Source organism: Pedobacter cryoconitis, assembly GCF_014200605.1.
Classification (GTDB): Bacteria; Bacteroidota; Bacteroidia; order Sphingobacteriales; family Sphingobacteriaceae; genus Pedobacter; species Pedobacter cryoconitis_B.
The window spans coordinates 24,750-39,514 of sequence record NZ_JACHCE010000001.1 but is presented as its reverse complement, the minus strand read 5'-3'; the positions used below and the strand labels follow the sequence as shown (position 1 = coordinate 39,514).

The 14,765-nt window shown below is 40.4% G+C and carries 14 protein-coding genes and 1 riboswitch; of the genes, 4 read left to right on the top strand and 10 right to left on the bottom strand.

Going from position 1 to position 14,765, the window contains the following annotated elements:
- Both HDE68_RS00175 and HDE68_RS00170 read right to left on the bottom strand, forming a co-directional pair.
- Entirely contained in the window at nt 1-1,329 is a 1,329-nt protein-coding gene (locus HDE68_RS00175; protein ID WP_183877731.1) for a cytochrome ubiquinol oxidase subunit I, read from the bottom strand.
- A gap of 80 nt (nt 1,330-1,409) precedes the next feature.
- The gene (locus HDE68_RS00170) at nt 1,410-2,678 is read right to left on the bottom strand and encodes an NAD(P)/FAD-dependent oxidoreductase (RefSeq protein WP_183877729.1); all 1,269 of its coding nucleotides are present in this window, start codon (nt 2,676-2,678) and stop codon (nt 1,410-1,412) included.
- Nucleotides 2,679-2,893: 215 nt separating this feature from the next.
- On the opposite strand from HDE68_RS00170, the gene HDE68_RS00165 reads away from it, so the two are divergent.
- Entirely contained in the window at nt 2,894-3,403 is a 510-nt protein-coding gene (locus HDE68_RS00165) for a hypothetical protein (protein ID WP_183877727.1), read from the top strand.
- 95 nt (nt 3,404-3,498) lie between these two features.
- On the opposite strand, the gene HDE68_RS00160 is transcribed toward HDE68_RS00165, so the two are convergent.
- From HDE68_RS00160 to thiS, 8 genes are all read right to left on the bottom strand, one after another.
- The gene (locus tag HDE68_RS00160) at nt 3,499-6,177 is read right to left on the bottom strand and encodes an MGH1-like glycoside hydrolase domain-containing protein (protein WP_183877725.1); all 2,679 of its coding nucleotides are present in this window, start codon (nt 6,175-6,177) and stop codon (nt 3,499-3,501) included.
- Between the two features lie 505 nt (nt 6,178-6,682).
- Nucleotides 6,683-7,024: a hypothetical protein gene (locus HDE68_RS00155; RefSeq protein ID WP_183877723.1), complete on the bottom strand. Its 342-nt coding sequence runs from the start codon at nt 7,022-7,024 to the stop codon at nt 6,683-6,685.
- Between the two features lie 219 nt (nt 7,025-7,243).
- Nucleotides 7,244-8,362, bottom strand: a complete 1,119-nt coding sequence (thiH, locus tag HDE68_RS00150; RefSeq protein ID WP_183877721.1) for a 2-iminoacetate synthase ThiH — start codon at nt 8,360-8,362, stop codon at nt 7,244-7,246.
- A complete protein-coding gene (locus HDE68_RS00145) occupies nt 8,355-9,119 on the bottom strand; it encodes a thiazole synthase (protein WP_183877719.1) in 765 nt (254 codons plus the stop codon). Before HDE68_RS00145 ends, thiH begins: the two co-directional genes overlap by 8 nt.
- Nucleotides 9,113-9,763 (bottom strand): thiamine phosphate synthase, encoded by a 651-nt coding sequence (locus HDE68_RS00140; protein WP_183877717.1) that lies wholly within the window; start codon nt 9,761-9,763, stop codon nt 9,113-9,115. The genes HDE68_RS00145 and HDE68_RS00140 overlap by 7 nt, the downstream gene beginning before the upstream one ends.
- Before the next feature lie 4 nt (nt 9,764-9,767).
- A complete protein-coding gene (locus tag HDE68_RS00135) occupies nt 9,768-10,361 on the bottom strand; it encodes a thiamine phosphate synthase (protein WP_183877715.1) in 594 nt (197 codons plus the stop codon).
- Entirely contained in the window at nt 10,362-12,245 is a 1,884-nt protein-coding gene (thiC, locus tag HDE68_RS00130) for a phosphomethylpyrimidine synthase ThiC (RefSeq protein WP_183877713.1), read from the bottom strand.
- A gap of 41 nt (nt 12,246-12,286) precedes the next feature.
- Complete coding sequence (gene thiS, locus HDE68_RS00125) at nt 12,287-12,499, bottom strand: sulfur carrier protein ThiS (protein ID WP_260171521.1); 213 nt, start codon at nt 12,497-12,499, stop codon at nt 12,287-12,289.
- A 50-nt stretch (nt 12,500-12,549) separates the two neighbouring features.
- A riboswitch (TPP riboswitch) is annotated at nt 12,550-12,637 on the bottom strand.
- 145 nt (nt 12,638-12,782) lie between these two features.
- Here thiS and HDE68_RS00120 point away from each other — a divergent pair.
- Genes HDE68_RS00120 through HDE68_RS00110 form a run of 3 tightly spaced genes read left to right on the top strand, consistent with a single transcriptional unit; the run spans nt 12,783 to nt 14,682 of the window.
- Nucleotides 12,783-13,433, top strand: a complete 651-nt coding sequence (locus tag HDE68_RS00120; protein WP_183877711.1) for a FadR/GntR family transcriptional regulator — start codon at nt 12,783-12,785, stop codon at nt 13,431-13,433.
- Nucleotides 13,434-13,444: 11 nt separating this feature from the next.
- Complete coding sequence (locus HDE68_RS00115) at nt 13,445-14,278, top strand: sulfite exporter TauE/SafE family protein (protein ID WP_183877709.1); 834 nt, start codon at nt 13,445-13,447, stop codon at nt 14,276-14,278.
- A gap of 5 nt (nt 14,279-14,283) precedes the next feature.
- Complete coding sequence (locus tag HDE68_RS00110; protein WP_183877707.1) at nt 14,284-14,682, top strand: DUF1634 domain-containing protein; 399 nt, start codon at nt 14,284-14,286, stop codon at nt 14,680-14,682.
- The last annotated feature ends 83 nt before the right edge of the window (nt 14,683-14,765 follow it).

Sequence of the window (14,765 nt, the reverse complement as noted above, 5' to 3'; positions counted from 1 at the left end):
CTATTTTATTTTTTTATCGGATGAAGAATCATAAAGTTTATCGACCATTGTGATCTGACGGAATAACAGCAGACTTACAATAATGGCCAGCGAAATATAAACGGCTGTAAAGAGATAGAATGAATAGGCAATTCCAGGCATTGGTGTGACTGCATCCGCTGTGCGCATAACGCCATAAATGATCCATGGCTGACGGCCTACTTCAGTTACTGTCCAGCCTGCTTCGAGCGCGAGAAAGCCCATAGGGGTTGCTATAACGAAGAGTTTAAGCATCCATTTACTCCCGGCCCAGTTTTTCTTTTTCAGCAGGGCGATGAAATAAACTACTGCCAGGCCTAACATAGCCATTCCAAGCCCCACCATGATCTGGAAAGCATAATGAACAACTGCAACTGGTGGCTGATCTTTTTTAGGGATCTGGTCTAATCCTTTAACTTCTGCGTTAAAATCACCTGTAGCCATAAAACTCAGCGCTTTAGGGATTTTTACTGCGTATTTAACAGTTTGAGTAGCCGTATCCGGAATTCCTCCTATAATTAAAGGCACTCCCTTTTCAGTGTGAAAATGAGCTTCCATTGCGGCAAGTTTTGCGGGTTGACGCTTCGCAACATCTTTCGCAGAAATATCACCGCTAATAGGTTGAAGACAAGCAGCTATGGTGCCAAAAATGGCTGCAATCTGAAAAGCTTTGCGGTGAAAGTTTACATTTTTACCCTTTAAAATCATCATGGCATGCACCCCTGCAACAGCAAAACCGGTGGAGACAAAGGCAGCAACACACATATGTAAAGCCTGTGAAAACCATGCTTCATTGAACATTGCTTTCATCGGGTCTATATTGAGATATTGCCCGTTGATGAAATCAAAGCCTGCAGGACTGTTCATCCAGGCATTGGCTGCAACAACAAGGATACCGGATAATAATCCACTTATCCCTACAATTACGCCTGTAAACCAGTGGAACCAGGGATGAAAACGATTCCATCCATACAGGTAAAAACCGAGGGCTATGGCTTCGATAAAGAATGCTGTTCCTTCTAATGAAAAAGGCATCCCGAAAATAGGGCCTGCGTGTTCCATAAATTTAGGCCAGAGCAGCCCGAGTTCAAAGGACAATACAGTACCTGAAACGGCACCGGTGGCGAAGAAAATTGCTACTCCTTTACTCCATGCCTTAGTGACATCGAGGTACACTGCTTTTTTTCTTTTTAACCAAAGATAATGGGCGGTACACATGAAGAATGGCATGACCATTCCGATACAGGAGAAAACGATGTGAAAGCCTAATGAAAAGGCCATTTGGAGTCGTGCGGCTAAGAAATCATCCATGAAGCAAATGTAAGATTTATGGCTTATGAAGCCATAAATCAAGAGGTCTAAATTGCCTTATAATTGTAATATTAACCTGTTTATAAATTCTTACTTGCAGGTCTGACGATCATTCGTAAAGATTGATCTTTTGTAAAGTAGGCAATCATCCAGTTATATAATGTTTTAATCCTGTTTCCTGAGTTAATCAGAGAGATTAAATGGATAAATAACCACATTATCCAGGCGATAAATCCGTGGAAAAACAGTTTGGGTTTTGGCAGTTCGGTAACAGCCTTATTTCTTCCAATAATAGCCATTGTTCCCTTATCTACGTAGTTAAAGGGTTTTGGACTTTCATTTCTGGCTATCCTGATTAAGTTTTTACCCAGATTATCTCCTTGCTGAAGTGCTACCTGTGCCAATTGTGGATGTCCCTGCGGAAAACCAGGGTCAGTTAGCTGGATACAAGTATCCCCTATGGCATAAATATCCTGTAACCCCTGAACTTGATTCAATTCACCGACCTGCAGTCTTTTACCTTTTCCATAAGCTTCTTTTGGCATTCCCTTAAAAACAATTGCAGTAACTCCGGCAGCCCAGATCATGCTTTTGGCAGCGATGGTAGTTCCGTCGGCAAAATGAACAGTATCATCTACAAAATCTTTGACCATGACATTGAGCTTTACCTTCACGCCCATTTTAGTCAGGGTGTCATAGGTGTACTGCTGTGATTTTTCGCTCATAGGTGCAAGTACAGACTTTAGTCCGTCTACAAGATAAATCTCACCACCTGCGCCTTTAAGCTCGGGATAGTCTTTAGACAGGATAGTTCTTCTCATTTCGGCAAACATCCCTGAGATCTCAACACCTGTAGGTCCACCACCGGCTACCACTACAGTAAGGAGTTTTTTACGTTCTGCAGGGTCTGTGGAACGCGAAGCTTCTTCTAATCGTTCTAACAAAGTATTTCTCATTTGCAGTGCATCGGAAACTGTTTTCATTGGAATGGCATATTTTTCAACATTTTCCATTCCAAAGTAATTGGTCTCACAACCTGTGGCAAAAACCAGGTAATCGTATGTTATCGGGCCTGTTGAAAGAATCACGGTCTTTTGTGCTGGTAAAACTTCCTGCAATTCCCCTAATCTGAACATGAAGTTCTTTTTACCTCTAAAAAGTTTACGTAAGGGATAGGTAATATTGGAAGTTTCCAGGTAACCGGTAGCTACCTGATAGAGCAGCGGTGGGAAAAAATTATAATTATTTTTATCTACAAGAGTAATATCAAATGATTCATTACCAGCTAATTTTTTGGCAAGGTTCACCCCTGCAAATCCACCACCTATAATGACTATTTTCTTTGGCATATGATTGAGATTTTAAAAATTAAACAATACTTCAACGCGTTATCTTTTACTACGCTTTGAACATCAATAAACGTGCTATGTTTTAGAATTTTCTCAAATATCTGCTACTAAACAGAATAATATTTTGTGAGACAAAAGGGAAATAAATTGCTAACCGGCAAATTTTCCCTTGTTAAATTGGCAGACAATTTCATTAAGTTTACAAAAAAATCAAAATGAGCAGCAAAGATCAGAATTCAGCAAGTATTTTATCGTTTCAAAAAGGTCGCTATGTATTTACGGACCATTTGGAAGAGGTACATCCTGAAGGCGTAACAGTTCCTTTTCTTACTGCAAAGGCAATTTTGATGGTTTCAGATGATGGTTTAATCAAAGGAGACGTGGCAACTGTAAAAATCAGTGATCTGATTTTGAAACAATCAACTTTTATTGATGATGATGGTAAGGTAATTGAAGCGCATAAACTATATGTCTGGCCGCGTAACCTGGGCAGTACAAAAGAGTGGACAGCAAATAAGCAGGAATTTCTGAATGAGTTTGTATTGAACTTCCCAATTGAAGTCATTTCTTTAGATGAGTCAAACGGGGTAACCTGGAAATATATCACCCCCGAAAATTTCAAAAAGATTCCGGAAGGCATGGATGTTTCTGCAAGCTTTAAGGATTATGTGGAGCATCAGAATGAATATTTCTTTCTGCGCCGCCCTTTGAAGGAACCGAAATAGTGAGTGATAGACCGCTATCTTTGTATATAAAAAAGCCGTTCTGTATTGAAAAATACAGAACGGCTTTTTAAATTTAGCCTGAAAGCTGATATAGATTAGTCTAATCTAATCAATCTTAAATAATCCAGCATAGCCTGGTTAATTTCACCGTTCATGTTTTCGTTCCAGTCTTCAAAAGAAAGATTGAATTCATGTTCCCCTTTTTCCAGTTTCACTGAATTTACATTACTGAAACCCCAGTCTGACCATTCTTCTTTTCCGCGTTGCGGGAATACAAATGTTCCTGCAAATATGCAATCTACAGTAAATGTTCTGATTGCACATTTATTCTCTGTATTTGTCGGGCCATTTCCATTCGCATAGCTGAAATCGATAGCATAAGTACCTGTTTCAGCGATATTAACTTTAATCTTTATATTTTTATTCTTCGTTTTACTGATTTCGATAAATCCATTTCCAGTAAATCCCTGATAAGGAAGTGCCGATTTTGCAGCTACGGTTTCCATAGCTATAGTTTGTATTTCTTTTGCATCTGTAACCAGCACCGGCTCACTGGCAAATGAAGGCACCACATTTTTGTCTATTGCAATCACCTGATATTCTCCGCTTTGCCGGGCATTATAATTCAGTTCCTGAGTTTTCGAAATTTCTTTACCATTACGAACAATCTGATAAGACTCAGCTCCTTCTACCTTTTCCCAGCTAATCAATGAGTTTTCCTTTTTCAATACAGGTGCAACGATAGAGAAGTAATCCGCAGACTGCCCAACTTTACCTTGCTTTGATTTATTGTTTGCCAATACAATATCAACTGTGTGTTTTCCTTTTACGCTTGCAGGAATAGCGGCCTGCGGTAAAGGCTTACCATCAAGGGTGATTGATTTAATCACATTTCCAAATCCGGTCAGCCTGATATCCAATACAGCTTTGCGGTATTTAAAGTTCGTTAATGTACGCTCACCTTTTAAAACTTCTGGAACAAACGGTTTGAAGACCATTCCATCAGCCTGCATATCCATACCGAATAACACTTTATAGACTAAACTGATATTTCCAGCCAGGCTCCATAACATATTACTTGAATTGACTTGCGTTCCGGCAAAATCACCAGAAGTGGAAACGAAATTCTCTTTATTGGTCAGGAACAAAGCTGCCGGGCGATAGATTGCGCTCATGCTTTGAACCAGCGCCGTTGCATTTCCTGTTTTTGCTGCTGCAAGCGACCAGTAAGCCTGTACAAAAGGCCATACGGCATTGTTATGATAAGGTGGAATATTAGGGATCTGCGGATAAATGCAAGGAATACCAAAATTGGTAACCGGTGTTTTTGCAACTACAGACTGTTGTTTTTCAAGATCAGCGATATCAAATAATACGGTTAATGCCTCTCCCAGTGCTTCGGAGCGGGGAGATAAGACTTTAAATTGTCTGCCATACAGATATTGACCATAATATCCTTTTTCTGGCATCCATAAATGCTTATTGATCCCTTCTTTTATTTGTCGGGCAATACCTGCATATTTTTCCGCTGCGGCCTTATCCTTCATTAAGACAGCCATTTGTGCAAGCACGTTGTTGGTCTGATAATGAACTGCATTGGTTCCCAGATTTTCAGAAGCATAGATATCAGCAGACTGCATCCATTTTGGATAGGTCTGATCTCTCCAGTCTAAAAATGAAGATTCCCCTCTGACCAAACCAGTTTGCGGGTCATATACATTTTTCAAGTCGTCCTCTACAGAATTTTTAATGATCGCATATGCTTTTGCGAGCCATGCCTGATCTCCTGTAGTTTTATAAACTTCCCAGGCTGCAACAGCCCAGATCATTCTGTCGGAGGAAACCGGCCATGAACCACCTGTCCCTGTATCCTGAATAACACGGTTATTCTTAACTTTTCTCAGCAGGCTATATTGTGCAACTTTAGGCTGCAGGGTAGCCATAGAAAGTATAATGCTATAACTAATATCTCTTGTCCATACTCCGGCCCATTCTTTTCCTGTTCTGAAAGTGCTGTCTGGTTCTACTGCATTTTCCATCTCTTCCAGACCAAGATTATACAGTGCATCCATCATTGGAACAGCAGACTTATACCGGGGGAAAGCAGAGATATCTTTTGTCAGTTTCCAGGAAGAAGCTGTAGTCTTTTTCTCCTGTGCCTTATTCATCTCCAGGGTAACTGTATAAATACCGTCACCGTCACTATCTTTTAATTCAAGTTCTTTATGATTGCTCAGGTTATCAAAATCCCAGATCAACGGGCTAATACTGCCTGCTACAAAGACACCTTTAAAATCTGCCTTGTAGATCTTAGTTCCGTTGTAAGTAGTGTAAAAACCTTTGGAGGCAAAAGCGGCCAGCACATCACGCATATCCAGTCTGATAGTGAATTTAGTGTCAGGCTTAAGAAAAACCCCTTTTGACAATGGATTTTGCCCCTTAAATTGTTGTCCAAAGCGGATAACCGGGGTTTCAAACTTTCCATTTACCGCAATAATACTCAGCTCGTGGTTCTTTCCGGAAACCATTTCATTGTCCTTACCATTAATGCTGAATTTAAATGACAAATCCGGGCTGATATCCAGATTAACCGGGCTTTGATAATTAGAATGCAGCATTGTTGGAGACAATGCAATCGCTTCAAATGTCCCCTGTGTAACTTTATCTTTTGATAAGGTATAGGCATCAGACTGATAAATATTGTTCATAGGCTTTTGGGCCATAGCGGCCATAAAAGAGAACGAAAAAATCGCAGTAACGAAAAGTTTATTCATGTGTCCCACAAAAGTATAATTTAAAAATTAATATGATAAGTGTGGGTGGGATTGCCAATATTCTTGACTTAGAATTCACAATTGAAGGGTTTCCCTGAAAATATCCCGCTCCATTGATCTTTAGATAATAACGCATCCATATGTGTAATCTTATTAACCAAACACCATTCACAAAGTTCGTTTAAAGTGCTGAATACGGGCGATTCAAGATAACCTTCATAGCGTTCGCCGCGATCATTTCCCAGGCCTGGAAACCTTCACCAGATGGTGGATGGGATGGTCTCCAGGCATAGTGCAATTTCTTAATTTCATCACTTTCCCAAATATAACCTTCCCCATTGCAGAATTCACAGGGACCAGAAATGGTTGCAGAATTACAATGCTCACATTTCCTGCAAGTATAGGTACAGCTATAGCCTTTCCATAGCTCACCAATGGGCCATTCAAAATCTAAGGAAACTCTGAATAAAAAATTTGCCATAATATCAAATGATCAGTCTGGTTATTATGCTTCGTCCTCTAGTATATTCCTGTCTTCCCAACTCAGATAAGCTCTGTACCAATCAGCACATTGTTTAAATACATCAGTCAGATCCCCTTCATTTAAAGTAAAATGAACTGCGAATAAATGATTTTCAACAAGTCCGTAAAGGTTCAGATATTCAAATTCATATGTTTTAGTTCCAGCTTTAAAATTAAGTCCTTCGACTTCATCTGCTGCAATAACTTCCATTATGGTATGCGAGTGCGTGTGTTGTATTACTGTCCGGCCACCCATTTCATTTTCAAGGTGTTCACTTGGTTCTAAAAAAACTATCTCAGGCAGTGTAAAGTCAATTAAATTCATGCCGCTAATTTAAGATTATAAAATCATCCCGGCAATCCCGGCTATGGTTGTAAAGGTTTCTTTCTAACCGCTATCCGTAATTATCTTCTACCTAACCATCCTTCCAGGCCCCCAACTCCGGCTGGGATATTGAAAAAATAAAAATCTGCTCATGTGAATGGCATGCGTTCCGAGCTTCTTCAGCGAAGGCAATGTCGCCATCACATAGCAGTTTTTATTTTATTGGAGAGTGCAGTCCCAATCTTTCCATACCGCCTCGTACCCCTTTTCCCTCAACATTTCCTCAATTTCTGACGGTGATCTTTCATCGCTGATTTCAAACTGTTCCAGCGACTCCGGTTCTACTGCATACCCGCCCGGATTTGTCTTTGATCCTGCGCTTATAGAAGTAATCCCTAAACCAATAATATGATCACGAAAAACAATAGACTCCCTTGTAGAAATAGAAAGTTCAACCTCTTCATTGAATAACCTATAGGCGCAGATCAGTTGAACAAGTTCCCTGTCAGACATTTCCACTTTCGGTTCTAGTCCACCACTAAACGGTCTCAACCGTGGAAAAGACAAACTATATTTAGTCTTCCAGTATTTTTTTTCCAGATAATTGAGATGTAGTGCAGTAAAGAATGAATCTGTACGCCAGTCTTCCAGACCAATTAACACCCCTAGTCCCATTTTATGAACTTCAGCTTTTCCTAACCTGTCAGGAGTTTCCAGCCTGTATTCAAAATTAGATTTCTTTCCCTTTGGGTGATGTTTCTTATAATCATCCCGGTGATAAGTCTCCTGATAAACCAGTACTGTATTTAACCCTAAAGGGATCAGTTCTTCATAATCTTCTGTATTCAGCGGCTGAACCTCCATTGAAATCAGTGCAAAATGCGGACGCAGTAATTCAAGAACCTTTTTGAAATAATCCACATGTACAGTTTGATTGGCCTCACCGGTAACCAGTAACACATGATCGTAACCCATTTCTTTCAGCACAGCAACTTCCTGCATAATTTCCATGGAAGACAGCGTTTTCCGTCTCACCTTATTATCCAGACTAAAGCCACAATAAGTGCAAATATTATTACATTCATTAGAGAGATAAAGCGGCACATATAACTGCATGATCTTACCAAAACGCTTTAGGGTAGCTGCCCGGCTTAATTGCGCCATCTTTTCCAGATATGGGGCTGCCGCCGGGGAAATCAGTGCTTTAAAATCTTCTAAAGTTCTTTTACCACTATTTCCCAGGGCATGTTCGACATCCCGAGCTGTCTTTTCATAAATACTCTGTTTAGTCTGCTCCCAGCTATAAGTATTAAAAAGTGTTGTGAAATTATCAGTCATCCAGAAAAGAAGTTAAAGGGCTGCTTGATACAGCATATGAATTGATAGATCCAAGTTGAGCTTCAAAAGCCATTCTTCCAGCTATTACAGCAATTTTAAATGCTTCTGCCATTTTCACAGGATCTCTGGAAACAGCAATTGCGGTATTCACCAATACAGCATCTGCACCGATTTCCATAGCTTTTGCAGCATCCGAAGGAGAACCAATCCCTGCATCTACTATGACGGGAACATTACTCTGACTGATAATGATTTCCAGAAAATCAATAGTCTTTAAACCTTTATTACTACCAATTGGCGAACCTAGCGGCATTACTGCTGCTGTTCCTGCATCTTCTAAATGTTTACATAGAACAGGATCAGCATGAATATAGGGCAATACGATAAAACCTAGTTTCGCCAGTTGTTCTGTTGCTTTTAAGGTTTCAATCGGATCGGGCATCAGATATTTAGGATCAGGATGGATCTCTAGTTTAACCCAGTTAGTTTCCAGTGCTTCTCTGGCCATCTGTGCAGCAAAAACTGCCTCTTTCGCATTTCTCACACCCGAAGTGTTAGGCAGCAGATTGAACTGAGGATAATTTAACCGGCTCAGTATATCATCTTCTGCAGCTTTAAGATCCACTCTTTTTAAGGCTACAGTAACCAATTCCGAACCAGATGCCAGCAGTGCATTTTCCATAATTTCTGCCGAGCTGAACTTTCCCGTTCCTGTAAATAAGCGGGAACTAAATACTTTATCTGCAATGGTTAACATAACGTTTGTTTTGAATTAAGGTTTATTTCCTGGTAAAGCAAGCTGATATTTTCCACGGGGTTATTCTGCTGTGTCAGCAGGCCGGAAACAGCAATACCATAGATCCCGGTTTCGATTATAGGGCCGATATCCTGGGTAAGGATACCTCCTATTGCAATAATGGGCAGTTTTATACCAGCAGCATGAACTTGTTCCATTAATTGCCGATAGCCCTCCAGACCAAGAACAGGACTTAGATTTTTCTTGGTGCTGGTAAACCTGAATGGCCCAAGGCCGATATAGTCAGCCCCCTCTTCTACTCTTCTGCAGATATCGGAAAAAGTATTTGCGGTACCTCCGATACATTTGTCTTTCCCCAAAATAGCTCTTGCCTCTGGTATCGGCATATCATCTAAACCAAGATGTACGCCATAAGCATCAGCTTTTAAAGCCAGTCCGGGAAAATCATTTACAATTAAATTGGCGTTGTAAGCTTTACATAAATTACTGGCTTGAACAGCCAGTTCAAGTACAACCTCTTCTGTTTGCTCCTTTACCCGAAGCTGTATCCATTTACCACCAGCCCGCAAGACTTTCTCTATAGCTGTCAAATGAGTCCCCTGCTGTGGCGGTTGTGATATATAATGTAACTGATCAATTAACATATTTTTATATTGATTTGAGCATTTTTTTAAGTTCCGTTAAAGTATGAAGCGGATAATTCCATAGTGCACCAAGAACCGCAGCACCATCAAATTTCATATGTTTTAAAGTGTCAAACTGTGCTATTGTAATCCCTCCTAAGCCAAAGACCTTTAATCCTTCAGGAATATCAAAAAGACAGAAATCCTTAGTCACTATACTTTGATATCCTGCTTTGGAAATACTATTAAATACAGGACCAAAAAACACGTAGTCCAGAAAGGCAGTATCAGCAGGAGGCCCCCATTCATGTATAGAACGGCTGAGATGAAACCCATTGACAAAAAGCTCTGTTTTTTTCTGTCCACTGGTCATTTTCCAGAGCCTTTCGGGATAATGAAGCCGTTTGACTGAAAACATATCTGCCAGTTCATGGTGCTGATGAATGGAAATTGCCGGATAATAAAAAGGATTTATTTCCCTCATCAGCCTCATAAATTTCATTCCATCATTTTCCGGTTTCCGGAGATGCAATAATTGAAGGCCGGCATCAAACATGGCGTTAATCAATTGACCTTCTCCTTCAAAATAATCCGGACGGGTGATGGCTATGAGTTCCATTTACAAATAGATTTCACTTCCTTTTTCTGTGAATTCACGTGATTTATCTTCCATCCCTTTCGTCAATGCAGCTGCTTCATCCAAACCTTGTTTAGCTGCATATTCGCGTACATCCTGTGTGATTTTCATCGAACAGAAATTTGGTCCGCACATAGAACAGAAGTGAGCAATTTTAGCGCCATCTGCGGGTAGTGTTTCATCATGAAATTCTTTAGCCGTATCCGGATCAAGTGAAAGGTTAAACTGATCTTCCCATCTGAATTCAAACCTCGCCTTGCTTAAAGCATTATCACGGTATTGTGCCCCTGGATGTCCTTTAGCCAGATCCGCAGCATGTGCAGCGATTTTATAAGTAATCACTCCATCTTTTACGTCTTTCTTATTAGGTAAACCCAGATGTTCTTTTGGTGTTACATAACAAAGCATAGCAGTTCCATACCAGCCAATCATTGCTGCTCCGATTGCTGAAGTAATATGGTCATATCCAGGTGCAATATCCGTAGTTAAAGGGCCCAAAGTATAGAAAGGAGCTTCTCCGCAATGTTCCAGCTGTTTCTCCATATTAGCTTTAATCAGGTGCATCGGCACATGGCCGGGGCCTTCAATAATAGTCTGTACATCATGTTTCCAGGCAATTTTAGTCAGTTCACCCAATGTTTCCAGCTCTGCAAACTGTGCAGCATCGTTAGCATCAGCAAGACATCCTGGTCTTAAGCCGTCTCCCAGTGAAAAAGCAACATCATAAGCTTTCATAATCTCACAGATTTCTTCAAAATGTGTATACAGAAAGCTTTCCTGATGATGTGCTAAACACCATTTTGCCATGATTGACCCACCTCTGGAAACGATACCAGTAATTCTTTTGGCAGTTAACGGAATATATCTGAGCAGAACACCAGCATGAATTGTAAAATAGTCAACTCCTTGTTCTGCCTGTTCGATTAAAGTATCCCTGAATAACTCCCAGGTCAGATCTTCGGCTTTCCCGTTCACTTTTTCAAGAGCCTGATAGATTGGAACCGTTCCGATCGGGACAGGTGAATTACGAATAATCCACTCTCTTGTTTCATGAATATTTTTACCTGTTGATAAATCCATAATGGTATCTGCACCCCAGCGGCATGCCCATACTGCTTTTTCAACTTCTTCTTCAATACTGGAAGTCACTGCCGAATTACCAATATTAGCATTGATCTTAACCAGGAAATTCCGGCCAATAATCATAGGCTCAGACTCCGGATGATTGATATTCGAAGGAATAACAGCTCTGCCGCAAGCAACTTCCTGACGAACAAATTCTGGTGTAATAAATTCTTTAGGCGTATTCGCCCCAAAGCTATTTCCTGCATGCTGGTGGCTCATTGCCTCTGCCTGCCCGCCTTTTTCTTTATTCCAAAGCTCTATTCTTTGGTTCTCTCTAATCGCAATATATTCCATTTCAGGAGTAATAATCCCTTTTCTTGCATAGTGCATCTGGCTTACATTCTGACCTGGTTTTGCACGATATGGCTGATGTTGAAAAGCGAAACGCAATTGATCAAGAGAGGGGTCAGCCAGTCTTTGTGCACCGTAAGCAGAAGAAATCTGATCCAGCTTTTCTACATCCCCTCTGTCAGTTACCCATTTTTCTCTTATTCTTGGCAAACCCGACTTTACGTCAATATGCGCATTCGGGTCTGTGTAAGGCCCGCTGGTATCGTAAACTGTTACAGACGGGTTTTTCTCTGTCAGGCCAAAACCATTATGAATTTTGGTTTCGCTCAGGCTGATTTCACGCATGGCCACTTCAATATCATGAAGCTGACCTTTTACAAAAACTTTACGGGATGCCGGGAAAGGCGTCCTGCTGATGACCTGGCCATCCGGAATTTTTTCTACTTTCATCGTTATATGATTTTTGTTAGGTTACGAACAGAAATAAAGAATTATCCCCCCTGGGTTGCTTTGATCAGCATGACCTGATCTCCAGGTTGAAGATGGTATGCAGACCAGTCAGATTTAGACACGACAGACTGATTAACAGCTACCGCAATACCGCTTTCCGGAATTTGCAAAACAGCAGTCAACAGCTGTATTACAGAACAGGAACCGGTGATAGAATAAGGTTGATGATTTACAGTAATTTCCATTCTTTTCATTTTTTAACAACGATAGGAATGACCTGTATAAGGAATGAAAAACCAGGACATAGTCCGGCCTTACTTTTCCCTTCGGCAGTACTAACTGCATCAGGTTCAAAGGGTATATCTCAGCACAAGGCACCCCTAAAGTTTTTTGTAAACCTATAACATTTTTAAGAAGAAAAGAAATTTATTAAAGATTGTATTGCAAATACTATGTTTACAAAATGTCACTTTTACATTACAAACATCAGATGTTTAAGAATAAAATATACCTTTGAAACATCAGATGTTTAATAACATGAAAAGAGTAAATTTATCGGACAAAGTGATTACTGCTCTAAAGAGCGATATCGCCTCTGGCAAACTCAAAAAAGGCACAAAAATCCCATCAGAACCCGAACTGATGGAGCGTTATGAAGTTGGCCGTTCTACCATCAGAGAAGCTATAAAGACCCTTGCTATCTCTGGTGTTCTTAAAGTACAGCAAGGCTCAGGTACATTTGTCGCTTCAAAAATAAAAGATGAACCTCTTTCTCAGCGTTTGCGTCGTGCTGACTTTGAAGAAATCAATACAGTACGTTCACTGCTTGAAAAAGAGATTGTAAAACTTGCCTGTCAAAACAGGACAGATGAAGACATCAGCAGCATACAAAACTATTTAATGCAGCGGAAAAAAGCCATTGATTCAGATCAGACACAAAAATGCACTGATGCTGATATCGCTTTTCATGTCAGTATAGCGAAAGCTTCAAAAAATAAAGTTCTGATCGATCTGTATCAGAATTTTACGGCTGTTATCCGGGATTTCTTTACTAAACGCAAAGAAACGAACATGGCTTATTTCAGCCGGAGTCATCATTGGCATGAGGAGCTTGCGCTCGCTATTGTCAACAGAGACCAGCAAGCAGCAGACCAGCTTATACAAACCTTATTAAATAACAATTATTAATCATACAACTCATGACTATTTTAACCTTTACCCTGATCTTGTTATTAGGGGCTTATCTTGCCGGACTTGCCGGCTCATTAACCGGCCTTGGTGGCGGTGTAGTAATTATTCCATTACTGACCTTATTTTTTCACGTCGATATCCGTTATGCAATTGGTGCGGCACTGGTTGCTTCGATTGCGACTTCATCCGGCTCTGCGAGTGCCTATGTAAAAGAAGGCATTACCAATATCCGTCTTGGTATGTTTCTTGAAATCGCGACAACAGCCGGTGCGGTGATCGGTGCTATTCTGGCTATCTACACTCCGGTTAACATTGTAGCTATTCTATTTGGTGTGACCCTGATTTTTTCTGCGGCAATGACTTTAAGAAAGAAACATGAAACTGCTTTAACAGAAGGTAGTAAGCTTTCTTATCTGCTTAAACTAAACAGCAGTTATCCTACAAAAGACGGTGTAGTAGATTATAAACTCAGAAACATAGGTGGTGGATTTTCAATTATGACGCTTGCAGGAATGCTATCCGGCTTATTAGGTATAGGCTCTGGCGCTTTGAAAGTTTTAGCTATGGACAGTGCTATGCGTGTTCCGTTCAGAGTAAGCACCACGACCAGTAATTTCATGGTGGGTGTAACTGCAGCAGCAAGTGCTGTTGTGTATTTACAAAGAGGTTATATCGATCCTGGAATTGCCTTTCCGGTAATTATAGGTGTACTGGCCGGTGCTTTTACAGGTTCAAAGTTGTTAATGAAGATCGATGTCAAATGGTTGAAGATCATTTTCAGTTTTGCAATCACAGCTATTGCTCTGAATATGATATACAATGGTTTTAATCATAAATTCTAGGAAACATGAATACGAATAAAGAAACTAAAAGAGTAACTGACTACGACATGCAGCAGCTGATTGGTCAGGTTTTAAGATATGGAGTGTTAATCTCAGGTATTATTGCAATCATCGGAGGAATCTGGTACTTGTTTCAGCAAGGTTCGGGTCTGCCTGATTACGGTACATTTCATGGGGAAGGCGAAGGCTATACCAGTCTTACAGGGATTATTAAAGGCCTGGGTGATGGAAGTGCAAAGGAAATTATACAGTTAGGTGTAGTCATTCTGATTGCTACGCCCATTATAAGAATCGTATTTTCCCTGGTTGCTTTTGGCCTTGAAAGAGATAAACTTTATATGTTTATCACGCTAATTGTACTTTCCATTATCCTGTTCAGTACATTCGGGGGATTGAGCATTTAATAAAAATGCGGATATCAGAATTGGCCTGGCCCAAAAAGTCAGGCAACTACAAGGCAGGACATTCTGGTACCCGCATCAAAAAA